General features: G+C 49.6%; 24 protein-coding genes. 13 read left to right on the top strand and 11 right to left on the bottom strand.

All coding sequences use genetic code 11. The features are described from left to right. The first annotated feature begins 268 nt into the window (after positions 1–268). From tca_RS07930 to tca_RS07910, 5 genes are all read left to right on the top strand, one after another. A complete protein-coding gene (locus tca_RS07930) occupies positions 269–904 on the top strand; it encodes a C39 family peptidase (RefSeq protein WP_231855285.1) in 636 nt (211 codons plus the stop codon). A 263-nt stretch (positions 905–1,167) separates the two neighbouring features. Beyond that, a complete protein-coding gene (locus tag tca_RS07925) occupies positions 1,168–1,554 on the top strand; it encodes a hypothetical protein (protein ID WP_048176182.1) in 387 nt (128 codons plus the stop codon). Positions 1,555–1,586: 32 nt separating this feature from the next. Next, entirely contained in the window at positions 1,587–1,916 is a 330-nt protein-coding gene (locus tca_RS07920) for a hypothetical protein (protein ID WP_231855383.1), read from the top strand. Next, positions 1,913–2,104: a cysteine peptidase family C39 domain-containing protein gene (locus tag tca_RS07915; RefSeq protein ID WP_231855284.1), complete on the top strand. Its 192-nt coding sequence runs from the start codon at positions 1,913–1,915 to the stop codon at positions 2,102–2,104. Before tca_RS07920 ends, tca_RS07915 begins: the two co-directional genes overlap by 4 nt. 414 nt (positions 2,105–2,518) lie before the next feature. Continuing rightward, positions 2,519–2,938 (top strand): hypothetical protein, encoded by a 420-nt coding sequence (locus tca_RS07910; RefSeq protein ID WP_048176174.1) that lies wholly within the window; start codon positions 2,519–2,521, stop codon positions 2,936–2,938. Between the two features lie 329 nt (positions 2,939–3,267). On the opposite strand, the gene tca_RS07905 is transcribed toward tca_RS07910, so the two are convergent. Next, positions 3,268–3,516, bottom strand: coding sequence for a HypC/HybG/HupF family hydrogenase formation chaperone (locus tca_RS07905; RefSeq protein ID WP_269899307.1), 249 nt, complete (start codon positions 3,514–3,516; stop codon positions 3,268–3,270). A 122-nt stretch (positions 3,517–3,638) separates the two neighbouring features. On the opposite strand from tca_RS07905, the gene tca_RS07900 reads away from it, so the two are divergent. Next, on the top strand, positions 3,639–4,922 hold the full coding sequence (locus tca_RS07900; RefSeq protein WP_048176172.1) for an NAD(P)/FAD-dependent oxidoreductase: 1,284 nt from the start codon (positions 3,639–3,641) through the stop codon (positions 4,920–4,922). 23 nt (positions 4,923–4,945) lie between these two features. Here the strand turns inward: tca_RS07900 and tca_RS07895 are convergent, their stop codons facing one another. Continuing rightward, positions 4,946–5,992, bottom strand: coding sequence for a glycosyltransferase (locus tca_RS07895; protein WP_048176170.1), 1,047 nt, complete (start codon positions 5,990–5,992; stop codon positions 4,946–4,948). 101 nt (positions 5,993–6,093) lie between these two features. Here tca_RS07895 and tca_RS07890 point away from each other — a divergent pair, with 101 nt between their 5' ends. Then, entirely contained in the window at positions 6,094–7,770 is a 1,677-nt protein-coding gene (locus tca_RS07890) for an AarF/ABC1/UbiB kinase family protein (protein WP_048176168.1), read from the top strand. A gap of 8 nt (positions 7,771–7,778) precedes the next feature. On the opposite strand, the gene tca_RS07885 is transcribed toward tca_RS07890, so the two are convergent. The 3 genes from tca_RS07885 to tca_RS07875 are packed head-to-tail and all read right to left on the bottom strand — an operon-like array spanning position 7,779 to position 10,927. After that, complete coding sequence (locus tca_RS07885) at positions 7,779–8,690, bottom strand: hypothetical protein (protein WP_231855283.1); 912 nt, start codon at positions 8,688–8,690, stop codon at positions 7,779–7,781. Positions 8,691–8,696: 6 nt separating this feature from the next. Further along, on the bottom strand, positions 8,697–9,848 hold the full coding sequence (locus tag tca_RS07880) for a radical SAM protein (RefSeq protein WP_048176166.1): 1,152 nt from the start codon (positions 9,846–9,848) through the stop codon (positions 8,697–8,699). A 17-nt stretch (positions 9,849–9,865) separates the two neighbouring features. Beyond that, positions 9,866–10,927: an mRNA surveillance protein pelota gene (locus tca_RS07875; RefSeq protein WP_048176164.1), complete on the bottom strand. Its 1,062-nt coding sequence runs from the start codon at positions 10,925–10,927 to the stop codon at positions 9,866–9,868. Between the two features lie 101 nt (positions 10,928–11,028). Between tca_RS07875 and tca_RS07870 the strand changes: the two genes are divergently transcribed. The 6 genes from tca_RS07870 to tca_RS07845 all read left to right on the top strand — a co-directional run bounded on the left by tca_RS07870 (position 11,029) and on the right by tca_RS07845 (position 19,628). Next, positions 11,029–11,394, top strand: a complete 366-nt coding sequence (locus tca_RS07870) for a hypothetical protein (protein ID WP_231855282.1) — start codon at positions 11,029–11,031, stop codon at positions 11,392–11,394. A gap of 12 nt (positions 11,395–11,406) precedes the next feature. Then, entirely contained in the window at positions 11,407–12,735 is a 1,329-nt protein-coding gene (locus tca_RS07865; RefSeq protein ID WP_048176160.1) for a prephenate dehydrogenase, read from the top strand. 191 nt (positions 12,736–12,926) lie between these two features. Continuing rightward, entirely contained in the window at positions 12,927–15,116 is a 2,190-nt protein-coding gene (locus tca_RS07860) for a CDC48 family AAA ATPase (RefSeq protein ID WP_286708804.1), read from the top strand. 544 nt (positions 15,117–15,660) lie between these two features. Then, positions 15,661–16,914, top strand: coding sequence for an adenosylhomocysteinase (gene ahcY / locus tca_RS07855; RefSeq protein WP_048176158.1), 1,254 nt, complete (start codon positions 15,661–15,663; stop codon positions 16,912–16,914). Positions 16,915–16,925: 11 nt separating this feature from the next. Continuing rightward, complete coding sequence (locus tca_RS07850) at positions 16,926–17,549, top strand: DUF2119 domain-containing protein (protein WP_333473161.1); 624 nt, start codon at positions 16,926–16,928, stop codon at positions 17,547–17,549. A 150-nt stretch (positions 17,550–17,699) separates the two neighbouring features. Next, positions 17,700–19,628 (top strand): IGHMBP2 family helicase, encoded by a 1,929-nt coding sequence (locus tca_RS07845; RefSeq protein ID WP_048176155.1) that lies wholly within the window; start codon positions 17,700–17,702, stop codon positions 19,626–19,628. 12 nt (positions 19,629–19,640) lie between these two features. Here the strand turns inward: tca_RS07845 and fen are convergent, their stop codons facing one another. From fen to tca_RS07815, 6 genes are all read right to left on the bottom strand, one after another. Beyond that, positions 19,641–20,627, bottom strand: coding sequence for a flap endonuclease-1 (fen, locus tag tca_RS07840; RefSeq protein ID WP_048176154.1), 987 nt, complete (start codon positions 20,625–20,627; stop codon positions 19,641–19,643). 19 nt (positions 20,628–20,646) lie between these two features. Further along, complete coding sequence (locus tca_RS07835; RefSeq protein WP_048176153.1) at positions 20,647–21,186, bottom strand: chorismate pyruvate-lyase family protein; 540 nt, start codon at positions 21,184–21,186, stop codon at positions 20,647–20,649. Further along, on the bottom strand, positions 21,176–22,453 hold the full coding sequence (hacA, locus tag tca_RS07830) for a homoaconitase large subunit (RefSeq protein WP_048176151.1): 1,278 nt from the start codon (positions 22,451–22,453) through the stop codon (positions 21,176–21,178). Before hacA ends, tca_RS07835 begins: the two co-directional genes overlap by 11 nt. Before the next feature lie 9 nt (positions 22,454–22,462). Continuing rightward, complete coding sequence (locus tag tca_RS07825) at positions 22,463–23,638, bottom strand: homocitrate synthase family protein (protein WP_010877238.1); 1,176 nt, start codon at positions 23,636–23,638, stop codon at positions 22,463–22,465. A 190-nt stretch (positions 23,639–23,828) separates the two neighbouring features. Continuing rightward, positions 23,829–24,362: a class IV adenylate cyclase gene (gene cyaB, locus tca_RS07820; protein ID WP_048176149.1), complete on the bottom strand. Its 534-nt coding sequence runs from the start codon at positions 24,360–24,362 to the stop codon at positions 23,829–23,831. A gap of 90 nt (positions 24,363–24,452) precedes the next feature. Continuing rightward, on the bottom strand, positions 24,453–24,836 hold the full coding sequence (locus tca_RS07815) for a hypothetical protein (RefSeq protein WP_286708803.1): 384 nt from the start codon (positions 24,834–24,836) through the stop codon (positions 24,453–24,455). Positions 24,837–24,950: the final 114 nt, after the last annotated feature.

The following is a 24,950-nucleotide window of genomic DNA, read 5'->3' as shown; positions in this document are numbered from 1 at the left end:
AACAGGGCCTAGCTTAAAATCCATGAGAAATCTGGTTAAATGGCGGAATATCATTATCTGAAGTATTTCATGGATTAACATGATCCCTGATCAGCTCACTGCTTTGAAGCGTGACACTCTCAGACATTTTATCCATTTTTAAAGTATGCGTGATTTTTTAATCCCAGCACCCTACTGCCTTCAACCAACGTAATAAGTCATTGCTGATCCGTAATATATATATGAGTTTTTTGTATAGAATTATTATAAGTTAATGGAGGTGTCCAGGGTGAGAGGTTTTTATGTCCTGTTGCTGGCTGTGCTCCTCCTCGCGGTGTCTGTTAACTCTTCAGCCGCTGCAGAAAACTCCACACTGGACGACACGGCCTGCGCAGACAACTTTACAGTCCTTGAAGCACAGGGGGATGATGTAACGGGTGCACTGACCCATAATGTTACAGTGGATTCTGAGGGTGTGGTCCTCCAGACAAGGAACTACACCTGCGGACCCGCAGCACTCGCCACCGTCCTCCAGAGACTCGGAGTGAACACCACAGAGGATGAACTCGCAGGCCTTGCCGGGACAACCGAGGACGGGACCACCATGCAGGGCCTCCTGGAAGCCGCCAGGGCCAAGGGAGTGAACGCAACCGGCATGAAACTAAACATATCTGAACTCAAAGAAAACATGATCGCCTATACCATCAATGACGGCACGGGACACTACACCGTAATAAACGAAATCACCAATGACACCATCAAACTCGCAGATCCAAGCCTCGGGAACATCGAAATGAATATAGAAGAGTTCGCTGAGATTTATAGCGGATATACACTGGTTATAAAGGATCCCAATAACCAACACAAGTTAACAAAACTACAGATCAAACAAATAATCAAACAGATCAAAGCAATGATGGTATAACCACAACAGCACCTGTAGGTAATGTTACAGAAGTAAATTCAACCAACGTACGATCAAAAAGTAAAACTTTGACCAACGAAGAGATGCAAAACATCAAGGGTAAGTTCTTGCAGTTCATCTGGAGTGGTATCCAAGCGTATATGACAGTTTACGGGCTGAGTGGTATGGTGATAAAGTTAATCCTGGATTTAAGAGGGCATATATTAGGTCTTACAGGTGGGTTCACAGGTATCGTCTTGACAGATGAACTTTGAGGTGTTTTAATGGTCGTAGAGAGATTTTATGTCCGTTCAATTGCTCTGGGGGTTGTTTTTCTCTCAACCATTATCTTTTTATTTTCAGGAAATCTACCCCTCAGTGATCTTTTTTATAGAGTCTATGGTCCTGGACAGTTTCAATTTCTAATTTATCTCCTCCTTAATGGTGTGATCCTGGGGGGTCTGTTAGAATTATGTGAGGGAAACAAGTTAACTGCTGCCATTTCTCTTGTCATAATCAACATCATAGGCATTCTTTATTCAAGATACATGGACGTCACTCTAATTAAAAGCACGTCAGAAAGCTTATGGGCTACCTTACCCTCCCTGATAGTGCTTAACTACGCAGTTCTATTATCTAAACACATCTATTCGGAGGTATGTGAAAAATGAAACGGGCATATGTCCTGCTAATTGGTTTGTCAATGCTTCTCATCTCCTTGATAGTGGCATTCCCTCTAGCATTGTCCTTTGTTATCCTGGCAGGATTCTTTATCGCACATTTCAGTAAGATGGAAGAAAAAGAGGTTAACATGATTATAACAGCCATAGTATCTTTATTCATAGGATTACTGGGAGGATTACTGAGATCGATGATTCACCACAATATTTCATCAACCTGGACACTACTATCTGCTCATGGTGGACTCTTTTTCATAGCCTTAATTGGATACTTTTTCATGGTCCTAATACTGATGACAGTAGGATCCATGATAGACAATGTTATATCGAAAGCTAGATCAAAATCCCTTTGAGTTTCCGCAGACCCCACCACAACATCAATGACACCAGAAGATACCATCAAGACGGCACGGGACACTACACCGTAATAAATGAAATCACCAATGACACGATCAAACTCGCAGATCCAAGCCTCGGGAACATCGAAATGAATATAGAAGAGTTCGCTGAGATTTATAGCAGATATACACTGGTTATATGATCTAATAATCCAACACAAGTTAACGGAACTACAGATCAAACAAATAATCAACAGATCAAAGCAACGAGAACACCTCATCAGAACCCGTAAATAACCTGACAGATACCGCCTCTGATGTGCAGACAGACAACAGAACTCTGACTGATGAGGAAATGAAGAACATTAAAGGTAAGTGCTGGCAATTCCTAGCGCCTGTTACAATAGGTACAATAATCATTTCAGTTAGGAATAAATACGTGCCAAAAAAGTACTGGTGTTACATTGCTTATCATCCTCCGTTCAAAAAAGTGAGAGCTTATATCGGGAAAGACCACAGGATCCATTATATAGAATACGATGCCTAGACAAATACACATGTAAAAAGACGTCTATTGCATTTTATTTTTTTAAAATTAAATAACGGGAGGGTACTAAATGGAAAATAAGCCAATTATAATCAGCTTACTGATAGCATTCATAATAACTACCATTATCTCTCTTACAAGATATATGGAAGGTACTGGACTGATGCCGCCAAAAAGTGCCATAAGTTCGTGGATAATATTACTAGATATATTTGTTGTAGGTATGACACTAGGTTTAATAGAGGCTATTTTGGGTTGGATGAAAGGAAAAGGAACTTACGTTCATATTAATATTAGAAAATCGCCCGAAAAACTTTTAATTAGTGTTTTAGTTACAGTGGGGTTCAATTTTTTGGGTTTGTTAATTTCTTTAACCTCAAAGGTTCCTCTTGAAGAAAGTATATTTACAACTACAATGATTGGTTTCATGGTGGTTGCTCTAATGTGTCTTCTGTATAGCACTATGATAATAAGGCAAGCGCCTGCGTGAAACATGAAAATCAAAGCTTAAAACCGTATAAATGATGAGAGGTGGACTATCCCAAACAACATAGTCTTCATAAGAGTGAGTGGAGCCAGTGGGATCCCAGGCCTTTAAGCTATAGAGGATAGCATCATGAGGACATACAATGGATACTGGGGATATTATCCCCCTATAATATTCATGATAGACATACCCACATCAGAAATCACAGATAGGAATCCGCAGAAATCATGGTATACCACGTGAAAAATGAAAAAACCCTATTTTTCTTAAATTCTTTATTTTCGGCTTTTCCGAAACCAATCAAAGAAAAATAAATGGAATGGCTCTGTTGATCACAGCTCCAGGTTGTCCTCCTCTTCGAGGGCCTTCAGAAGTTCATCCCAAGCTTCAAGGGACTCCCTTGCCGCCTCATCAGACATCACCTCAATGGCGTAGCCTGAGTGAACAAGAACATACTTGCCCTCCTCAACATCATCCACAAGGTCAAGTTTGACCTGTTGCCTCACACCACCGAAGTCAACGGTGGCAATGTTATCCTCACTATCAATTTCAATAATCTGAGCAGGTGCTGCAATACACATTCAATAACCCTCTCCAAATTAATAGGATTAAAGTCAGAATACACTAATGTTTAGATAAAGATCCGTCACATATAAAGATTTGTGGGAAACAATGCCATTGAATTAATACCATGGTGTCTGATATGCGATGTGTTGTGATAGGGGGAGGGCCAGCTGGAAGGGCCGCTGCAATGGAGCTCGCAGCCCTCGACATGGACGTAATGCTTGTTGAAAAGAAACTGATTGGTGGGACATGCCTGAACGAGGGCTGTATGGTTGTATGTGGCCTCAATGACGTTGCAAGGTTCCTTGAGGAGGCCCGGCAACTCAGTGATCTTGGGGTGCTGGATGTTGAATGCTCAGCAGACTACCGCCGCATAGCAGGGGGTGTGAAGAGGACCCTTGAACGTATAAGGCATGTCACCGAGAGGGAGACCCTGGATGCCGGTATTGAAATACTTTACGGGGTGGCGGAGTTTGAGGATGATAGGCTCCTCGTTGAGGGGGAGGAGCTGGACTATGACAGACTCATAATCGCAACCGGAGCATCTCCCCTCATACCCCCCATTGAAGGCGCCAGCAAAGCCATAACATACCGGGACATCCTCGACCTCGACGGAATCCCTGATAAGCTCGTTATAATCGGTGGTGGGGTTATAGCAGCTGAATTTGCAGGCATATTCTCTTCCTTCGGATCAGAGGTCACGGTAGTATCAAGAAGCGGTTTTCTCAGTAAACTGGACCCCCTGATAAGGGACTATGTTTCAGAAAAGGTCCTCAGCGATGTCAGAATACTGGAGGATACATCAACCACAGAAATAGATGGATCCGGTGTTCAGACTTCTGGAGGCTACATAGAGGGCCTCCCAATGCTTGCAACGGGCCTCAGACCAAATTCGGATTTCCTGAAGGGTTTCCTTGAACTGGGACCCCGTGGAGGAGTTAAGGTGAATGACCGTATGGAGACCTCACGTGAGAATGTATATGCCGCCGGTGATGTTACAGGGGGCCATGGAACAACACCCGTTGCAAGGATGGAGGGTGTGGTGGCGGGGCTCAACGCCGCAGGTATTGAGAGGCGGGTTGATTACCGTTACCTCCCCTACTCAATCTCCCTCAGATACGATGTCGGATTCGTGGATATTCCTGGTGAGGATGGGAGAGAAGCCGTCATACCCGGCCTTGCAGGACCGGGGTCATTCTGGGGTGTTAATGATGGTAAAACAGGGATCAGCAAGGTCAGACTCCTTGATGATGGCAGCCCTTCAGGCATATACTCGGTTGCGCCCGGTGCAAGGCTCATCATGCCCTACCTCTCCCTCCTGATGAGGCTCGGTGTGTCCATGTATGAGTTTGAGGGCTTCGTTGAGACCCACCCCTCCACGGATTCCATATATAAGCTCATGAGGTTCCTTTCAAGGTACTGAAGCAGTCAATGGCACCCTGAAGGTTACTGTCTGCGGCATGCCTCCTCCTCTATGATCTCCGCAATTCTATCTGCAGCCCCCATCACGTCCCCACTGTACTTTCTGGCAGCCCTCCGGAGCTCATCTGACCTCTCAAGTGCTGCTGAAACAGCCTCCACGATATCCTCAGGGTCAGCCTCAAGGACCGCGCCCCTGAATACAGCCCCCATATTGTGGTACCTTCCATACTTGACACCCCTCAGTGCCACAACAGGGACCCCCAGTGCGATGGCCTCATGGACCATCACACCATCATCCGAGAGTACAGCAAGGTCAGCGATGCTGTAGAGGTCCTTCACCCAGTCAATGTAGCCCAGGTTTATTATTCCCTCATGGTCGATTATCTTGAGATACTCTTCCCTCAGGGGGTGGCCCAGCACCGTAATGTTCGCCTCCATGCCTGAATCTGCCAGCCTCGCTGCGGCCTCAGCCATCGCCTTAAAGAGGGATGATCCCGATGAAAGGACTATGGTCGGTCTGTCAGGGTCAAACTGTGGGGGCATCCTCCTGCAGGCAATTTCGGGGTCGCCAAGGGTTATATCATGACTTATTGGTGAGTATACACTTTCAACACCCTCAATGTCCCTGCCGAAGAGGTTTGACTCGGGCAGGGCCACGTTCCTGTTAAGCCTTGTGCAGACCTTTGCATCGGTGGGTGTTATCAGGATCCCGACTGCAGGGACGCCTGCAATCTTTGCTGCCAGGCACCCCACAACGGCTCCTCCCCCTATTACACCTACAACCACGTCTGGCCTGATGCGTCTTATGAGCCTCCAGGTCTCATAGATTGCCCTGGTGGTCCTGAGTGCTGCAGAGAGGAGTTTAGTTTTGCTTGCTGCATGGCCACCTGCCTGGGGTATCCTCACGCGGTGCCATTCAATGCCCCTCTTCCTGAAGAGTATCCCCGGTGCGCTGTGGTCAAGTGCGAATTCGCATTCAAATCCTCTCCTTTCAAGTGCGCCTGCTATATTAAGGGCTGTTATGGCGTCTCCTCCCATTCCGCGACCTGTTACCGTGAAAAGCGCCTTCATTATCATCACCAGCTCCATAAACATGATCTGTGAAAAAATTTCAGTGCAAAAACATCGTCTTAAAGTAGATTTAAATATTATACATTAAATAAGTGATTAATATGAACATAGGCCCCTATAATAACAGGCCGGACATGGGTCGCCTCAGGGAGATCATAAGGGTCATGACCAAGTACCACTTCGGGAATATCCTTGAGGCGGTTGGCCTTAAAAACAGGCTCTTCGAGACCCTTAAACTATATATAAAGAGCCCTGAGGAGGTACATGAACCCGCCCATGTACGTCTCAGGCTGGTTCTTGAGGAACTTGGAACAACCTTCATAAAACTGGGGCAGGTCCTGAGCACAAGGGCAGACCTTGTGGGTAGGGAGGTGGCTGAGGAGCTGGCCAAGCTTCAGGACGAGGCTCCACCGTTCCCCTTTGAGGATGTGAAGAGGGTCCTGGAATCTGAACTCGGAGTTCCCATGGAGGAAGTTTTCGCTGAATTTCAGGAGGAACCGGTTGCATCGGCATCAATAGGACAGGTCCACAGGGCTCGTCTAAGGAATGGTGATGCTGTTGCTGTGAAGGTCCAGCGCCCGGGCATAGCCGACACCGTGAAGAGCGACATAATGCTGATGAAGTACCTTGCAAAGCTTGCCAATGACAGGGTCCCCGGTTTGAGGTACTACAACCTGCCAGGGATAGTGGCTGAATTCGAAAGGGCCATCAGAAAGGAACTGGACTACCACCAGGAAGCCAACAATGTGGAGAGATTCCGTGCAATGTTCATGGATGATGAGACCGTTTACGCGCCCTACGTTTACAGGGAGTACTCAACAGGCAAGGTACTCACCATGGAGTATGTGGACGGTGTTAAGCTCACAGACATTTTAAAGTCAGATATAAAATTCAATGCACGGGTGATAGCCGAGAGGGGTGCCAGGTGTTACTTTAAACAGATATTCATACACGGGTTCTTCCATGCGGACCCCCACCCCGGCAATATTCTCGTCCAGAAGGGAAATGTCCTCTGTTTCCTCGATTTCGGGATGATGGGACATCTTGATCGTTCATTCAGGGACAGACTGGCAGAGCTTTTCATACTCCTTATGAACTATGATGTTAACGGTATAGTTAACCAGCTGAGGTACATGAACATCCTGACAGAGGAGACAGACCTTGAGGAGGTCAAGTATGACATAATAGACCTCCTTGACCGCTACTATGGTGCCGATGTCAGGAAGGTGGGGGAGATACTCACAGAGTTCACAATGCCTGGTATGATAAGGAGGCACAGGATAAGGATACCCCGTGACTTCGTGCTGCTTGCAAGGGTCATGAGCATGGCGGAGGACCTGGGTGAGAGGCTTGATCCAAGGTTCAATGGCCTTGAGGTTGCATGGGAGATGACCCATAAACTGATAAGAAACCGGCTCAACCCCCTGAGGAACCTTGATGAGGTGCCGGCGGCCATCATTGAACTGGAGCACATAATGAATGATCTCCCCCGTGGCCTGATAAGCGCCCTCCAGAAGCTGGAGGAGGGTAAATTGAAGATGGAACTGGAACACCGAAACCTTGACGAGATATCGGTGCGGATTGAACGGTCAACCAACAGGATATCACTTGCCATGCTCGTATCGGCACTCATAATAGGTTCATCGCTGGTCACGATCCCCCGGGAGGCCCTCATACTCGAGAGGTTCCCCTTCCTCGGGATATTCGGTTTTGCTGTGAGTTTTCTGATAGCCCTCGCACTTATAGTATCCATAATAAAGTCAAGGCGACTTAGCTGATGGTTAAATCACCGATTTTCTGATCCATGAGATGCATACGGATTGAAGAGAAGCCTCCTCACACCCACTGCGATTAAAACCGGGTTATCAACCCTGAAACTTCTTCTTCCAAGTAAAATTCTCCTCAGAAGATCCCCCAGGCCTCCGCCAGTCATTACATCCATGTAGAGGTCGCCGAAGGTTGGGTTTTCAATTCCGATTTTCTCCTCAAGGAACCCTGTGAGGTTCCCCCTCCTGAGGATGGCTGTGACGAGGGGGGCTGTGAGAAAGAGCATGAGAACTGACCATGGGCCTCCGGCGACGTAGAATGCAAGTCCCAGGGCCACTGCAAAGCTGTGGTTTCCGACCTCACCCATCATTATCCTTCCCAGGTAATCCAGGGGGGAGTAGGCAGCGCATACAGCCAGTACCAGGAGGGGTAGGTAGATGTCTGAACCAGCCGCGAATGCGATGGCTGCTGCCAGGAGGGACATGATTACTGTCAGGCTGCATGCAACACCAGGCTGCATATCTGCAATGTTAAGGGGCTGTATCATGAGGGCCACCAGGAGGGCGGCCGGTCCCATGATGGGGTATGTGAGGATGGTGACCGCTATGATACCAAGGCCCCTTGAGAGCTGACCCCACTCAACTGGAAGGTCACGGATCCTTCTCCTTCCTGAGAGGTCATCGATGAAGGCCAGGAGGCCCATGATGACAACAGGTGACCTCAGGGGCTCTGGCATGAAGACAGAGAGTACAATCCAGGGCACCAGACCCGTGCCCCGTGGTGTTCCTCCCCTCACATCAGTGTAGAGGTTCGAATCCCTCATACGTGATATGAGAGCCGCCATGAGAGGTGTCAGTGCAGCTACAGTGAATGCAGCCGCCATTATGGACCCGGGATCCTGTGAAGCATGCATTATGAATAGCGCATCCATTCCAGATCACCTGAAACCCGCTGATGTCTGGACCACAACGTTCCTTAGGCCCTCATCAATCATCACATCCTTCACCCTCATCATCTCATCCTCAGATGGTCTCTCAATATCCCTGCGCCTGAATTCGGGTCTGTAATCCAGGACGGTTACCTGAACGTCCCTGTTTATGGATGATATCCTTGAGGCCATGGCTGAGAGCTCATCTATGGATATGAGTGACCTGCTGTAGGGCACCCCCAGACCCATGAAGATGTCCCGGTGGTTCTCTGAAAGGTACCTGAATGCATTCCATGAATTATCAAGGTAAACCCTGGCGGTTTTCTCATCATGCAGTCCTGATATCTCCATGAAGGTCTCAGGCCTGAGGCCCTTGAGGTCAATCCCTATACGGTTCATTCCTGAATCCAGGAGTTCATCCAGATATTCAGGGGTAAGAATGGTTCCGTTGGTGTCAACATGGACGTTAACATCCCCTTTAAGTTCTCTGATTGCCCTGATGGTTGTGGAGAGCCATGTCCTGTTGAGGGTGCATTCACCGCCAGATATGGTGACAGTGCCGGTCCTGTAGATGGATTCAAGGCCCATGAGGATCCCTGCTGTTTCATGGGGGTCAAGCAGGTTTCCCTCTGATGTGAATGCAACCTGACTGTTCTGACACTGGGGACATCTCAGGTTGCAGCCATGGGTGAAGCACACCACCTCAACGGGAGCCCCTGTCTTCTCAGAAAATGGAGTTCCAACTCCACCGGCTGTGTGGGGACCAAAGCTGCTCACATACCTGAGTGGAGGTTCCGGTGCCGTCTCTATGACCATGCCCTCAGAGAGGGGTGTTACACAGGATGGTGCGATGCAGCCATCAATGGATACACTGCAGGCAAGGCAGGCCCCGGACCCGCAGGGTGAGAATACATCCCCCTCAGCCGGAATCATAGTCCTTCTAAGGCCCGCCCCCTCCAGGGCATCTCCAACTGTGCCTCCTGATCTGACCTCCCTCCCATTCACTGCTACCGTATATTCTTTAGGTTCAGGCTCCCCTGGCAGGATCGCGTCCTCAGGACATACAAGGAGGCATGCCCTGCAGCCAGTGCAGTTTTCACTGCATTTCAGTTCGCGGCAGTTTCCACATCCCCTGCATCGATCCTCAAGTCTCCTGAACATTCTGAATCCCCATGAAGTCACTGGATCTTGAATCTTAGAATCCCTGCCAGGCCTCCCAGTGATTCCAGCTGCTTTCCGCCCTCGTGTTCACTGCTTATGAGTACCACGGAACCGCCCATGCTCTCAACCATGTCGAGGTAGCCCTCAATGTCCTCCCTGCTAACAACCCTGTCCAGTACCAGGAGCTTCTCAACGGCCCCCATGTTAATGGCATCCATAACCTCAACCTTACCATAGACAACGGAGTCAGGGTCCCTGGCCAGCTTCTCAAGGAACTCGTTAACGTTCCTTATCTCAGAGGCTATCCTCTTCTCTGATGATACCCTTTCAACCGTCCCCTTCCTAAGGACCTCGGATATGCCTGCGCGCCCCCCGGTTCCGGTGTTCTCAAGTACCGCCTTCTTTGCGATTTCAGGATACCTCTCCATGAGGTAGTCATAGAAATCTGACTTGTAAAAGCCTGGTCCCGCTATTATGATTGTCTCAAGGTCTCCATGCTTCTGGAGTGACTCCACGATGCTCTCATAGAATTCCCGCCTCAGTTTACCCCGGTCCCTCTGCTGTATTCTCTTACCAGGAATGTGGCCTGTTATGGGGCCCCTGTACTCCACCCCGTACTGTCTTATGAGGCCCAGTTCAGCGACATCATCCTCCATTACAAGTATGATTGCCTTCAGATTCTTTGATGCCCTTACAGCCATCCTGAGCCTCTTAAGTGTCCATCTGCTCCAGTGCTCCTTCTGGATCCTCAGGGGTGTGTTGAGTTTTACCTCAAGGGTGTGGTGGGAGCCCATGGGTACAAGGTCCTCAGGGCCTCTCTCTATAACGCCGGTGGCCCTCAGTCTACCGGTGTAGATGTGGAAGCTGACAGTTTCCACCCTTATCCCAAGGTAAAATGTCTTTTTAACTCCCCTGTCACTTCTTATCTTCTCTCCACTGGTATCCTGTATCCTCCTCGTGGTCCTGGCTGATAGGAGGTCTCCCTCCTCTATTATGTGTGAGAGGTGCCAGAGATCATCAAGGGTTTCGGGTACGAGTTCAATGACACCGTTCTTCTCATCCTCTTCAACTATCCTCATGGATTCACCCTGAAAAATCATTGGCGGAGTTAATGATAATATATAAGAATGCTATTATAAAACTAGGAGTATTCTCATGGAAGGCTTCGGAGTGTAATGTGATGGGTGACTATGGATCTGGAACTGCAATCTTCCTCAGTATAATCGCCGGGTTTGTGATGCTCTTCTTCATCGATGGACTGTTTGTTTACACCTTCACCGGCTTTCTGGCAACCTACCTCACAAGGCCAGATAGGAGAAGCGCAGGGGAGGGGGGTACCGCATCCCTCCTACTTGCTGTTCTCAGCTTTGCCTCCGGGATGATATTCGGGCCAGAGATGCCTGGAAGAATCGCTGGACTTGTTGGACCTGATGTGTTCAGTCTGTCAGTGGGATTCTTGATTGTATGTGCCATCAGCCTCCTCCTTGGAAGTATCGGAGGTTACATAGCTGTTAAGGCCTTCAGAAATGATGTGGATAGGCTGTGAGTACTTGATGTCATGGATAATGAAACGGTAGGTAAGATGATTATCAGCATCATAGGGGGTACCCGTGGACTTGGATACTGGATAGCCAGGTTCCTGAGGAAGGAGGGCCTCAGGGTCATAATCACCGGGAGGGACCCTGATACTGGCAGATCAGCCGCCGGAAGGATAGGTGCGGAGTACTGCCGTGACAATGTGAGGGCTGCCTCACTGGCCGATGTTGTGGTTGTATCCGTCCCGATAGAGGTGACCTCGGATGTCCTCAGGGAGGTTGCGCCCCATGTAAGGGAGGGTGGACTCCTCATGGATGTGACCTCAGTCAAGGAGGAGCCGGCCAGGGTCATGGAGAGGTTCATAGCCAGGGGCGCCCACTACATCCCGGCCCATCCAATGTTTGGACCCCGTGTATCATCCCTTGAGGGGCAGGTCGTCGTCCTAACACCCTCCGGGGATAACCCCTGGCTTGATGATGTGATCCGGTTCCTTGAGGAGAGAAAGGCCCGTGTGATAGTCACCGACCCATCCACCCATGACCGTATGATGAGTGTTGTTCAGGTCCTCACACACTTCGCCTACATAAGCATAGCAGCCACACTGGAGGCTGAGGGTGTTGACATAAGGGAGTCCCGTAAGTTTGCAAGCCCAATCTACAACCTTATGATAGATACGATAGCCAGGATAGTGGCCCAGAACCCCTACCTTGCCTATTCGATCCAGACCCACAACACCTACGGGCAGGAGATGCGTGATTGTTTCCTGAGAACTGCTACCAGGCTAAACGAGATGCTGAGGGATGGGCGGATGGATGACTTTGTGGCAGGGATGGGCCTTGCAGCCAAGAACATAGATGATGTGGAGGCATCACTTGGAAGATCAGATAAGGCCATAGAGGCACTTAATCAGGAACTGATTGTGCTGAGGAACTCTGTTGGTCAGGAGATTGGCATCAAGCACATCTATTCAGGCAGGGTGCATGTTGGTGTACTTGAGTCTGTTACACCTGACTATGCCATGCTGAGGTCCGGTAAGAGGGTCATGAAGTTCAAGATCTCCAATATCAGGGTGCTGTCAGAGGAGGAACTCCGCCGCTGGAAGGTTGAAAACCTTGATCTGAGGGTCTATGATGTATCTGCTGTTTTTTCTGATTCCGTGGATCCAGAGGTCATAGCACACCTGATTGGTCTGCTTGAGTGTGTGGTTGATGTGAAAATTGTTGACCTTTACCGTGGGCCCCAGATACCCCCTGATCATTTCAGCTTAACCCTCAGAGTGAGGGTGTTTGACAGGGAGTGTTATGAGGAGATTCTGGGTGTTCTGAGGGGTATCGGTGCCTCAATAAGGTGATCCTGACCCTTTCTGTGTAACTCTGTTTAATACCACATCGCACAAAATCCATCTAATAGTATATAAACTTTACCGAAACATTTATATATGATTACCCGTACATGTATTATAGTAACCTAAATTTACTAAAATATTCCGTTAAATTAAATATCAACCGAAATCATAATAATAATCATAAAGAGGTGGGTTGTATGACAAAAAAAGAGATAAAATTAAAGGTTGCAGAGGCCCTGGCCCAGCAGGACGTCGGGAGGGGAATAGCCCGTGTGGACCCTGCATGCATGGAAAAACTGGGTCTTTCAGATGGAGACATAATTGAAATAGAGGGCAAAAAACTGACAGCTGCAACTGTAGTATCATCACAGTCCGACATAGGACTCGGAATAATAAGGATAGATGGATACCTCCGTAAAAACGCCGGCGCATCCATAGGCGAAGAGGTGACAGTCAGAAGGGCCGACGTTAAGGACGCCCAGAAGGTCGTTCTGGCCCCAGTGGACCAGGAGGTCATAATAAGGGGGGACATAAGATCAGCATTCCTCAACAGGGTACTTGTTAAGGGAGACATAATAGTATCAGGTATCAGACAGCATATATCCGGCGGCGGACTCTTCGACGAGTTCTTCAGGGACTTCATGGACATATCACCCCTCGGAGAGATCAAACTGGCCGTCGTATCAACAAGTCCCGCAGGTGTTGTGCGTGTAACACCCTCAACACAGGTCGAGATGCAGCAAAAACCCGTGGACGTCAGCAAACTCGAGGGCGTCAAGAACCTCGTTGACGTCACCTACGAGGACATCGGGGGCCTCAAGGAGGAGGTCAAAAAGGTCCGGGAAATGATAGAGATCCCCCTCAAGAGACCGGAACTCTTCGAAAGGCTTGGAATAACACCACCAAAGGGTGTCCTCATGCACGGACCACCGGGGACGGGTAAAACGCTACTGGCGAAGGCCGTTGCCAACGAGAGCGACGCCCACTTCATAGCCATCAACGGACCCGAGATAATGAGCAAATACGTCGGGGGATCCGAGGAGAGGCTCAGGGAATTCTTCGAGGAAGCAGAAGAGAACGCTCCATCAATCATATTCATCGATGAGATAGACGCCATAGCACCCAAAAGGGAAGACGTGAGTGGAGAGGTTGAAAGGAGGATCGTTGCCCAGCTCCTCACCCTGATGGACGGCCTCAAGAGCAGGGGCCAGGTTGTTGTCATAGGTGCAACCAACAGACCCGACGCCCTTGACCCTGCACTCAGAAGGCCGGGCCGGTTTGACAGGGAAATCGAGATAGGAGTCCCTGACAGGGAGGAAAGGAAGGAAATACTCCAGATACACACCAGGGGGATGCCCCTTGCAGATGACGTTGACCTCGATGAACTGGCAGAGATAACCCATGGATTTGTGGGTGCAGACCTTGAGTCACTCTGTAAGGAATCCGCCATGAGGGTCCTGAGGAGGGTGCTCCCTGAGATAAAGGCTGATGAGGAGATACCCAAGGAGGTCCTCAAGAAGATGGTGGTAACAAGGGCCGACTTCAAGGACGCCCTCAAGGAGATACAGCCATCAGCCCTCAGGGAGGTCCTGGTACAGGTCCCCAATGTTTCATGGGAAGACATAGGAGGCCTGGAGGGCGCAAAGCAGGAGCTGAGGGAGGCTGTTGAGTGGCCCCTCAAGTACCCCGACAGATTCAAGAAGTTCGGAATAAGACCACCTAAGGGTATTCTCCTGCACGGATCACCGGGTACCGGTAAAACACTCCTGGCGAAGGCCGTTGCCAATGAGAGCCAGGCAAACTTCATAGCGGTTAAGGGTCCGGAGCTCCTGTCAAAGTGGGTCGGTGAATCAGAGAAGGGTGTGCGTGAAGTTTTCAGAAAAGCACGTCAGACAGCTCCCACAGTGATATTCTTCGATGAGATAGACTCAATAGCCTCAGTGAGGAGTGGAAGCACCGCCGACTCCGGCGTAACCCAGAGGGTGGTCAACCAGCTGCTCACAGAGATCGATGGACTTGAAGAGCTGCAGGATGTGGCGGTTATAGCCGCGACAAACAGGCCCGACATCCTCGACCCCGCACTCCTCAGGCCTGGAAGATTCGACAGGCACGTCAAGGTTGAGGATCCAGATAAGGAGGCAAGGCTCGCAATATTCAGGGTCCACACAAAGGACATGCCCCTTGCAGATGACGTTGATCTTGAAAAACTTGCAGCCAAGAGTGAGGGATACGTCGGTGCAGACATTGAGGCTGTATGCAGAGAAGCCGCCATGCTGACCCTCAGGGATAACATGGACGCCGAGGAGGTCTCAATGAAGTACTTCCTTGAGGCCATGGAGAAAGTAAAACCAAAGGGCGGCGTAGAGGAGCAGGTCCAGTACCACTAACTCCTCAATAAATTTTTTTATTTCTGTAGAAATCTCATTTGGCTGGTCTGGAACTGTAATCAGAAGAAGCAGTGGGATTCCACGTTATAGGATTTTTCTATTTTTTCCCGTTAACTGTTATTACACGTGTTAGTGCATAGAGTGGGATTGGTCAGATTGGGGTGGATGATGCTTTGCCTCGATGACGAGATGGTTCTTATCATCAAAATCATGATATGGGTATCCACTGTCTAGATTTTTCTCGATTTCATTATAATCAGATGGGAATCATGCTCCGGCGACCAATAACTATACCAACCCAGAGGCCCTAATGCTTATAATAGTCCTGAACATCCGAATCCATGAAAACAATGGCAAAATATGGTAATGAAGCTAAAACTCTCCTAAATTTACCAACATTAATGGTCTCTGAGGGTGGTCAACAGGATGTGCTGTGATGGTCTGACATTAGCATCCCAGAAAAGTCCATTAACTATTTTTAAGTGATGACCCACAACCTATTATCTACAGACAAGGAACTCCAAGATGTTAACCGGGTGATGCAATGCCATATAAAGTTAAAGATATTTCACTAGCCCCTCAGGGCGAAAAAAAGATCAGATGGGTTCAGGAACACATGCCTGTACTTGAAAGGATAAAAAGTGACTTCTCAGAGGAGAAACCATTCAAAGGAGTTACCATAGGATCATGCCTTCACCTCGAACCAAAGACCATAAACCTTGGTCTCACACTCCAGGCAGGCGGTGCAGAGGTCGCCATGACCGGATGCAACCCCCTATCAACCCAGGACGACGCCACAGCCGCGGGGGCGAAGATGGGACTCAACATTTACGGGTGGCGTGGGGAGACAAACGAGGAATACTATGAGAACATACACCGCGTCCTGGACCATGAACCTGAAATCCTCATAGACGATGGTGCAGACATGATATTCCTTGTCCACCGGGAGAGGCCGGAGCTCCTTGATGGGATAATAGGTGCCTGTGAAGAGACAACCACTGGTATAAACCGGTTGAGGGCAATGGCAGCCGACGGAGCCCTCAAATTCCCTGTGATGGCGGTGAACGACGCCTACACCAAGTACCTCTTTGACAACCGCTACGGTACCGGACAGTCAACCTTTGACTCCATAATGGGGACCACCAACATGCTGATAGCCGGGAAGACCGTCGTGGTCTGCGGATACGGGTGGTGCGGTCGCGGTATAGCCATGAGGGCTGAGGGACTTGGAGCCAGTGTAATAGTGACCGAAGTGGATCCCATAAGAGCTCTTGAAGCACGTATGGATGGTTTCAGGGTTATGAAGGTTTCAGATGCTGTTAAGGAGGCCGATATACTCATAACAGCCACCGGGAACACAGACGTGGTTTCTGAATCCGAATTCATGAACATGAAGGATGGCTGTGTCATGGCGAACTCCGGCCACTTCAACGTTGAGATAAACCGGGAGGCCCTTGAAGAGCTCTCAAGGGAGACAGGAAAGGTTAAGGAGGACATCGAAGTGTTCATAATGCCTGATGGACGTAAAATATACCTTCTGGCTGAGGGCAGGCTTGTGAACCTTGCATCCGAGCGTGGCCAGGGTCATCCTGCAGAGATAATGGATATGAGCTTTGCAATGCAGGCACTATCAGCAAGACACCTCCTCCAGGAGAAACCAGACCCTGGAGTCTACCGGGCACCCGATGAGATAGACCTGATGGTTGCCCGGATGAAACTCGATGCCATGGGCATTGAGATCGATGAACTCACAGAAAAACAGAGACTCTACCTTGAAAACTGGGAAGAAGGAACCTGATCTATCTGCAGGTGACCATATTGGGATTTTTCAGGTTGATAGATAAGGGGGATGGCCCTGTAAGGTTATTTGTGGGTGGTGTGCATGGAAGGGAGGGTCTCACCACCATAAGGGCCCTCAGAAGACTGGGTTTCAATGACATAGATAATGGCAGGCTGATAATATACAGCTGCAACCCCACTCCCTACATCAGCACCCTCAACCCTGACTACTACAGGAGCCCCCAGGGGAGGGAGATACTCAGACTCATAGAGAAGTACCGGCCATCAACCTACCTTGAGGCCCACTGCTACCGCAGGGAAAACTATGATAAGCTCACAGATCCGTCAAGGAAGTCATCTGAGGGTGTTCCTCCACTCATAGAACTTGAAGAGGGTGTGCTTATAGGATCGGTGTCTCCACATATACGTAAGAAGCTCTTCAAACGTGATGATATCTGTCTCACAGTTGAGATGCCATGTCTGGATGGTGGATCAGACAGGAGTCTTGATGTCTATGTGGAATTCCTCAGGACGGTTGCATCCTCGGAAACCAGGGAAGAACTTGAACTTCGCCTTGAAGGCAGGTATCCTGTGCAGGTTGAAACCGCGAGAAGATATGCCCGGGAGTTCTTCGGGGAGTACCCGCCATTCTGATAGAGGATCCTGGACTAAAATCCCTGAAATCCAGAATGGACATGGTACCCCTTCAGCATATGATCTTCTGAGAGTCTATAAAGATCCGGAGAGGGTGAGAGAATCAGCAGGCTGAAATCATATATAAAGAGGCTCATAAGACTTGTTGAAATGGAGAGGGAAGCCGAAATAAGCGCCATGATGAATGAGATAAGGAGGCTTTCCCCCCGACAGCGCGAGAGGGCTGGAAGGGCTGTGAATGGATTGAACGGTAAGATAACCGGGAGGGAGCTGGGATTTCACCTTGTCAAGTACGGAAGACGTGACCCCATAGACACCCAGATATCCGTGGGTGACCTCGTCCTTATAAGTAGGGGAAACCCCCTCAGGAGCGACCTGACAGGTACCGTTGCAATGAAGGGTAAGAGATTCCTGGTTGTTGCCCTTGAACATGTTCCTGGATGGGCCCTCAAAAATGTGAGGATAGACCTCTATGCCAATGATGTGACCTTTCAGAGAATGATTGACAACCTCAAATCCCCAACCAGAAACGTTCTCAGGGTCCTGGGTTTCCTCTGTGGTACAGAAAAACCTTCAGATGGGGTTGATGGGCTTGATTTCCAGGCTGTGGACCCGGAACTCAACGAATCACAGAGGGATGCCATCAGGATGGCCCTTGGATCAGAGGATTTTTTTCTCATACACGGCCCCTTTGGAACCGGTAAAACCCGCACCCTCCATGAGCTAATAAGGCAGGAGGTCATGAGGGGCAGCCGGGTCCTTGTAACCGCCGAGAGCAACGCAGCAGTTGATAACCTCCTTGAGGGAATTGCAGGTCATGTTAAATGCGTCCGCCTGGGACACCCCCAGAGGGTTTCAAGGGAAAACCTGATGGAGACCCTTGCCTATAAAATTGAAAACCACCCTGAATACAGGAAAGTCCAGGAATACCAGGAGAAGATCGATGAACTCATAGAGGAACGTGAGAGGCACCAGAAACCCACCCCACAGATCAGGAGGGGCCTCAGTGACACCCAGATACTCATCAACGCCACAAAGAGGAGGGGTGCAAGGGGCATCTCACCCAACGTCATGATCTCAATGGCCCGCTGGATAGAGACAAACCAGAGGATAGATGACCTCCACAGTAAGCTTCAGGAGGCAGAGATGAGAATCGCTGACAGGATACTCCGGGAGAGCCAGGTTGTCCTTTCAACCAACTCATCTGCAGCCCTCGAGTACATAGATGGCTTAAGGTTCGATGTCGCCATCGTCGATGAAGCATCCCAGGCCACAATACCAAGCATACTCATACCCCTTGCAAGGGCACCAAGATTCATACTGGCAGGGGATCACAGGCAGCTTCCACCCACAATACTCAGCAGAGATGCATCCGAACTTGAGAGGACACTCTTTGAAGAACTTATCGAACGCCACCCGGGCAGGTCCAGGATGCTGAAGTGCCAGTACCGCATGCACCCGGCCATAATGGAGTTCCCCAACCGTGAATTCTATGATGGGAGGATAAGGGCCCATCCATCCCTTGAGGGTATATCCATCAGGGATATCATCGAGGATGTCCCTGACTCAGATATCTGCCAGAAACTCGCAGATCCCGACCCCGTCCTCTTCATTGACACTTCAGGACTGGATGGCTGTGAGCGCAGGCTAAAGGGTTCAACCTCAATACAGAACCCCCTTGAAGCGGACCTTGCAGTTATAATCTCCCGTTCACTCATGAGGATGGGTGTTAAACCTGAGGAGATCGGTATAATAACCCCCTACGATGACCAGGTGGACCTCATCTCATCCATGATAGATGTCGAGGTGAACAGTGTTGACGGATTCCAGGGACGTGAGAAGGATGTTATAATAATCTCAATGGTCAGAAGCAATAGGAATGGCAGTATAGGGTTTCTGAAGGATTTAAGGCGTCTAAACGTTTCACTCACCCGTGCCCGACGCAAGCTCATAATAATAGGGGATAGCCGGACACTCTCAGCCCACCCCTCCTACAGGCGGCTCACTGAATTCTGCAGAAAAAGGGGATTCCTTGATGAACCAGGCCTCGATGAGGTCATGAAGTGGGGTGCTTCATAAAAATTAATGCTTTCAGAACCAGTCCTCCAGGCTCTTCTGGGTGGAGGATGCACCCTCAAATTTTTTAAGCGCCGCCCTCACACGGTCCTCTGAAAAGCCGTGTTCAGTGCAAAGGAACTCGATAACACCTTCCACGTCAGGTTTTCTCCACCTGATCTCATAGTCCTCTGAAACCTCTGGCTCCAGAAATATCCCCCTGAGGACCTGGGGGTCGCCACCTATGTCAGCTTCAAGGTCCCTGATGACGTTGAAAATGTCGCCCTTCTCCCTGATGAGTTTGAGTCCCCTCCTTGCGCCTATCCCCTTTACACCCTCATTGAAGTCAGTCCCGACGAGTAGTGCCATATCCACGAGCTGTGTGTGGCTGATTGAGAGTTCCCTGAGGGTGGACTCCAGTTCAATGATCTCGGGGTCCTCAAGTTTTCCGCTGAGGGTGAGGTTCCTTACAACCCTTGGGGCGCCGAAAAGGAGACAGTCATAGTCCTGGGATGCCACGGCCCATGCATCGCCCATCTTAACCATGTATGATGCCTGAGCCTCCCCCTCACCGGGTGCCTGTACATAGGGTATTCCCAGAAGTTCCAGGAGCCTCTTTGAACTCTCCAGTATTTCTGAGGACATCCTTGCGGACCTTACAGCATATTTTCTCGCCCTGTCAATGTCCCCCTCCTCAAGGGCCCTCTTCCACTCAACCTCAGATTTCTTCCGGATATCAGCCCTCCTGCTCACGGTCTCGCCCTTGAGGTGATGGGACCTTCCATCGAAGACATATATGACCCTTATCTCCATCTCCATGACCGCGGCCGTCCTGTAGAGTATGCCGCTGAGGTGTGATGTTACTCTACCCCTGGAATCCATGAGGGGTGTTCCATCCCTCTGCCTTATGCTTGATAGGAACTGGTAGAGTGTGTTGGCTGCATCGACTGCAACTGTTCTTCCCCTAAGGTCCTCAAGGCGTATCCTGCGGGGTGATACAACATCCCTGAGTTTAACTCCCATATGAACACCCGGTGAATCTCTAAAACTCCTCCCTGAACCATTCGAAGGGGAAGGTCTCCTTTATCCTTATGAGAACCTCACCTTCATGGATGATATTGTAGGTCCTTGTGAGCATCGGGGAGTCTGTCCCGAAGATCTCCCTCAGCTGGGGGTTCGGGTTCTCAATGTCAAGGACCTCTATCTCCCTCCTTGACTCTATGTTATGCTTCTTCAGGATCCTCCCTATGGGTACATCGGCCCTTATGAGATCCTCCCTGAACCCATCGTCGAGCCTTGAGAGGGGGATGTATGATACTGCATGTATGAGGGGCTCCCTGTTTCCTATGACAACAACCCTGTAGTTCACAGGGTCTCCCATGGAGATGTTGAGCTTATCTGCTATTTCCTGGTTGCAGGGTATGAATTCCTGTTTGAGGGTCCTTATGGTCACTGTTCCCCGCAGAACGTCAAGTATCCTTGTTACCGAGCCGTCTGTTGAGAGCAGTATCTTCTGGGTGTTTGAGAGTTTCCCTATGAGCCTCTCAATACGTTCAATCTCCTCCATGACATTAACATCCATTTCCTGCCTCCTGTTGAGGGGCGCTTATTACCCCTTCAATGGCGGATTCTGCAACGACTGCCGGGTTGGCCAGGTAGACGCTGGATGCAGGGTCACCCATCCTTCCCCTGAAGTTTCTGTTGGTTGTTGCTATGCTGACCTCCCCTGGGGCAAGGACTCCCATATGGGCCCCCAGGCACGGGCCGCAGCCAGGGTTGCAGACTATCGCCCCTGCCCTGATGAAGGTCTCTATTATACCATCCTCCAGTGCCTTAAGGTAGATCTCCCTTGATGCCGGCGAGACTATGAACCTCACATCCTCATGGACCCTCCTGTCGCCTATAACCTCTGCGGCGATTTTCAGGTCCTCGTACCGGCCGTTGGTGCATGAACCCAGGAAGGCCTCGTCTATGTGGGTTCCCTCAACCCTGTGGACAGGGTAGACGTTGTCAACATCATCTGGACAGGCCACCTGGGGTTCAAGGTCTGAGACATCGAAGTGGTGATCCTCCAGGTACTGGCTGTCCTCATCTGAACTGTAAACCCTGAATTCACTGCCTGTCCTTGACCTCACATAGTCAAGGGTCTGCCGGTTGGGCTCCATTATACCGTTCTTTGCACCCATCTCCACGGCCATGTTGCAGATGGTCATCCTCCCGGAGACATCCATGCTCTCTATGGTGTCTCCTGTGAATTCCACGGAACGGTAGGTTGCACCATCAACACCGATCTCGCCTATAATGTGGAGTATGACGTCCTTTGCATACACGTGGCCCTCAGGTTCACCTGTAACCTCGATTCTCATTGCCTCAGGTACCATGAACCAGGTTTTGCCTGTTGCAAAGACCATGGCCATGTCAGTCGCCCCCATGCCTGTTGCGAAGGCTCCGAAGGCTCCATAGGTGCAGGTGTGGGAGTCCGCCCCAACAATGACCATTCCAGGTCTTACAAATCCCCTCTCAGGCAGAACCTGGTGGCATATACCTGCTGCGTTCTGGAATATGTTCACTATACCCTGTTCCCTGGCGAATTCCCTTGTGACCCTCTGGAACTCCGCGGCACCTATTGTGTTGGCTGGTACGTTGTGATCAAATACCATGACTATCCTCTCGGGGTCCCAGACCCTAGCGGGGCCTCCCCTTGAGGCTATATCCCTGAAGGTCCTGATGGTGGGGGGTGAGGTGCCGTCATGGGTCATGGCGAGGTCAACCCTTGCCTCTATTATCTCGCCGGGTGTGACCTCCCTGAGTCCTGCTGCCTCTGCGAGGATCTTCTCTGTCATGTTCATTTTAACCACCTAGAAGTCTACAGGTCCCCTTACGGACTTCACAATCCTGTAGAAGAGTTCATCGTTGATGTACTTACCCTTCTCCCTGTTTTTCTTTACCTCCTCCACTATCCTGCAGAGTTCATCCCTCGTAACATCGATGCCGTACTCCTCAAGTTTGGCCTTGACCGCACGGCACCCGGAGTGTTTCCCCAGCACTATCTTGCGCTGGTGGCCTATCATCTCTGGGAGGAATGGCTCATAGGTTAGGGGCTCCTCTATGACCGCGTCGACGTGTATACCTGATTCGTGTCTGAATACGTTCCTGCCGACTATCGGCTTGTTCTCAGGTACCTTCATTCTTGTGTGTTTCTCCACAAGCCTTGAAAGTTCATAGAGGACGCCTATGTTGAATCCGAGGTCAACCTCATAGATTATCCTCAGGGCCATGATCAGCTCCTCAAGGGATGTGTTGCCCGCCCTTTCACCTATACCGTTAACTGTGGTTGAGACTGCAGTCCCACCTGCAAGTAGCCCTGCTATTGAGTTCGATAGGGCCATTCCAAAGTCGTTGTGGCAGTGGAGTGCTATGTCAACCTTGATGTCCCTGCGCAGTTCCCTGACAAGGTAGTCCATACCCTGGGGGCTTATGGCGCCCACGGTATCTGCAATGTGGACCCTGTCTGCACCATAGTTCTCGGCCTTCCGGTAGATCTGCTTGAGGAAGTCGAGGTCCGTCCTTGTTGCATCCTCTGCTGAAAATGCCAGGAAAAGCCCGTGATCCTTGGCATACTCTATGGAGTTCATGCAGACGTTGAGGGCCTCCTCCCTTGTGAGTTTGAGTTTGTGTTTCAGGTGGAGATCTGATGTTGCCATGAAGGTTATGACTCCATCCACATCACAGTCTATTGCTGCGTCGATGTCATCCTTCTTTGTCCTGCAGAGTGCCAGTATCTCTGCATTGAGGCCCTCATTCGCAATGGACTTCACTGAAACTCTTTCCTGTTCTGATACAACCGGAAATCCGCTCTCTATCTGATGTATGCCGAGCTCATCAAGTTTTCTGGCTATTTCAAGTTTTTCTTCTGTTCCAAGGCATACACCGGGGGTCTGCTCCCCGTCACGCAGTGTTGTATCGTAAATCGTGATTCTGTCAGGAAATTTTAATTCAGCTTCTTTATTGAAGGGGCTAACAAAGTATCTCAAGGGATTACCACCTTAATGCTTTATTAAAATGAATACTTGGCATTTATTTAAAATTAGATATATTAGTATAAAAGGTTTGAGAGTGCATCCATATTCCGGTGGCTGAAATATGGTGGGTCATGACGTGTTATGGTATGATAATGATCAGAGACCGCATCAGTGAATTTGAAATATCTGAGGACCATCAGCCTTACTCCTCGCCCAGTTCAAGGAGCTCGAGGTATGACCTCCTCTCAAATCCGTCCTCGATGCCAAGTTTTCTGTAGAGCTCAAATATCTCCCGGAGGGCCCCGGCATAGTCACTTCCGTCAGGTAGATCCCTCTCAATTTCAAGGTAGGTCCCCAGGCCCATTACGGTGTCAATGGAAACTGTGAACTCCCCCACACTGTAGATCCTGCGTTCCTTTACAACCTCCCTCACCATCCTGAAGCCGAGGGATTCCAGTATCTCTGCGGCCGTCCCCGGGTCAGCGACCTCCGTCTCGAGTTCCTTTCTTGTCTTGCTCTCTTCATCTATCTTGGGGCCCTTATAGGTGATGAAGGTCCTCCCACCGGATCTTCTTATCCTCAGGGCCTCGTCTGTCCTTGCGAAGTCCCTGTGGGGGGCGTTGAAATACAGGTCATGCTGCTCCTCGTCAGAGACATGAACGCCTCCAACTGAGAGTATCTGATCAACCATCTCATCTCTATCATGAATTTTTGCCTTAACCTCAACCTCAATCAAATGCTACCACCCTTCAGTGCTCTAACACAGACATAATCATAAAGTAGAGTGCACATACCTGGATGCTCTAAAACAGTTTCAGAAACTCCATTACCACTCTTCAGTGCTGGCGATCTCAAGACCGGCGTATTCCCTCAGGAATATGCTCGCCTCTTCCAGCTGTTCAAGGAGCGTGTTGATTATCCTGTCCACTCCCTCATAGGGGTCCAGGAGATTATCCCTCTCATCCATAAGAGCCCTTCTCCTTTTGACATCACCCCTGACGTCAGGGTCCCTCATTTTCTCAAGGTACTCCCTCCTTATTAATCTCATGTCCATATGGAGGTTGTACCTTATCCTCTTCAGATTCCTTATAGCGTCTTCAACCTCCCTCAGAATCTTGAGGGCCTCCTCTTCAGAGGAGGGGTCTATTTCAATGCCCTCAATCCCAAGTTCCTCAACCTGTTCTTTGTAAAACCTTGGATCAATAACCACTTCATCCCCCTCTATTCATTAAGTATGTTAAATTATTTAAGGATGGTGCTTAAAATATGAAAAGAGTTTGATGATAGGCCGCAATAATTTTTCAATTGAGGAATGATAAACACT

The sequence above is a fragment of the Methanothermobacter sp. EMTCatA1 genome (assembly GCF_002356395.1).
In the GTDB taxonomy this organism is placed as follows: Archaea; Methanobacteriota; Methanobacteria; order Methanobacteriales; family Methanothermobacteraceae; genus Methanothermobacter; species Methanothermobacter thermautotrophicus.
This window is presented reverse-complemented; position numbering and strand designations above follow the sequence as displayed.

Excerpts from the sequence above, each read along its gene's own strand:
- tca_RS07925 (WP_048176182.1), top strand. The coding sequence starts at position 1,168 with ATGGTCGTAGAGAGATTTTATGTCCGTTCAATTGCTCTGGGGGTTGTT.
- tca_RS07920 (WP_231855383.1), top strand. The coding sequence starts at position 1,587 with ATGCTTCTCATCTCCTTGATAGTGGCATTCCCTCTAGCATTGTCCTTT.
- tca_RS07910 (WP_048176174.1), top strand. The coding sequence starts at position 2,519 with ATGGAAAATAAGCCAATTATAATCAGCTTACTGATAGCATTCATAATA.
- tca_RS07905 (WP_269899307.1), bottom strand. The coding sequence starts at position 3,516 with ATGTGTATTGCAGCACCTGCTCAGATTATTGAAATTGATAGTGAGGAT.
- tca_RS07900 (WP_048176172.1), top strand. The coding sequence starts at position 3,639 with ATGCGATGTGTTGTGATAGGGGGAGGGCCAGCTGGAAGGGCCGCTGCA.
- tca_RS07895 (WP_048176170.1), bottom strand. The coding sequence starts at position 5,992 with ATGAAGGCGCTTTTCACGGTAACAGGTCGCGGAATGGGAGGAGACGCC.
- tca_RS07890 (WP_048176168.1), top strand. The coding sequence starts at position 6,094 with ATGAACATAGGCCCCTATAATAACAGGCCGGACATGGGTCGCCTCAGG.
- tca_RS07885 (WP_231855283.1), bottom strand. The coding sequence starts at position 8,690 with ATGGATGCGCTATTCATAATGCATGCTTCACAGGATCCCGGGTCCATA.
- tca_RS07880 (WP_048176166.1), bottom strand. The coding sequence starts at position 9,848 with ATGTTCAGGAGACTTGAGGATCGATGCAGGGGATGTGGAAACTGCCGC.
- tca_RS07875 (WP_048176164.1), bottom strand. The coding sequence starts at position 10,927 with ATGAGGATAGTTGAAGAGGATGAGAAGAACGGTGTCATTGAACTCGTA.
- tca_RS07870 (WP_231855282.1), top strand. The coding sequence starts at position 11,029 with ATGGGTGACTATGGATCTGGAACTGCAATCTTCCTCAGTATAATCGCC.
- tca_RS07865 (WP_048176160.1), top strand. The coding sequence starts at position 11,407 with ATGGATAATGAAACGGTAGGTAAGATGATTATCAGCATCATAGGGGGT.
- tca_RS07860 (WP_286708804.1), top strand. The coding sequence starts at position 12,927 with ATGACAAAAAAAGAGATAAAATTAAAGGTTGCAGAGGCCCTGGCCCAG.
- ahcY (WP_048176158.1), top strand. The coding sequence starts at position 15,661 with ATGCCATATAAAGTTAAAGATATTTCACTAGCCCCTCAGGGCGAAAAA.
- tca_RS07845 (WP_048176155.1), top strand. The coding sequence starts at position 17,700 with ATGGAGAGGGAAGCCGAAATAAGCGCCATGATGAATGAGATAAGGAGG.
- fen (WP_048176154.1), bottom strand. The coding sequence starts at position 20,627 with ATGGGAGTTAAACTCAGGGATGTTGTATCACCCCGCAGGATACGCCTT.
- tca_RS07835 (WP_048176153.1), bottom strand. The coding sequence starts at position 21,186 with ATGGATGTTAATGTCATGGAGGAGATTGAACGTATTGAGAGGCTCATA.
- hacA (WP_048176151.1), bottom strand. The coding sequence starts at position 22,453 with ATGAACATGACAGAGAAGATCCTCGCAGAGGCAGCAGGACTCAGGGAG.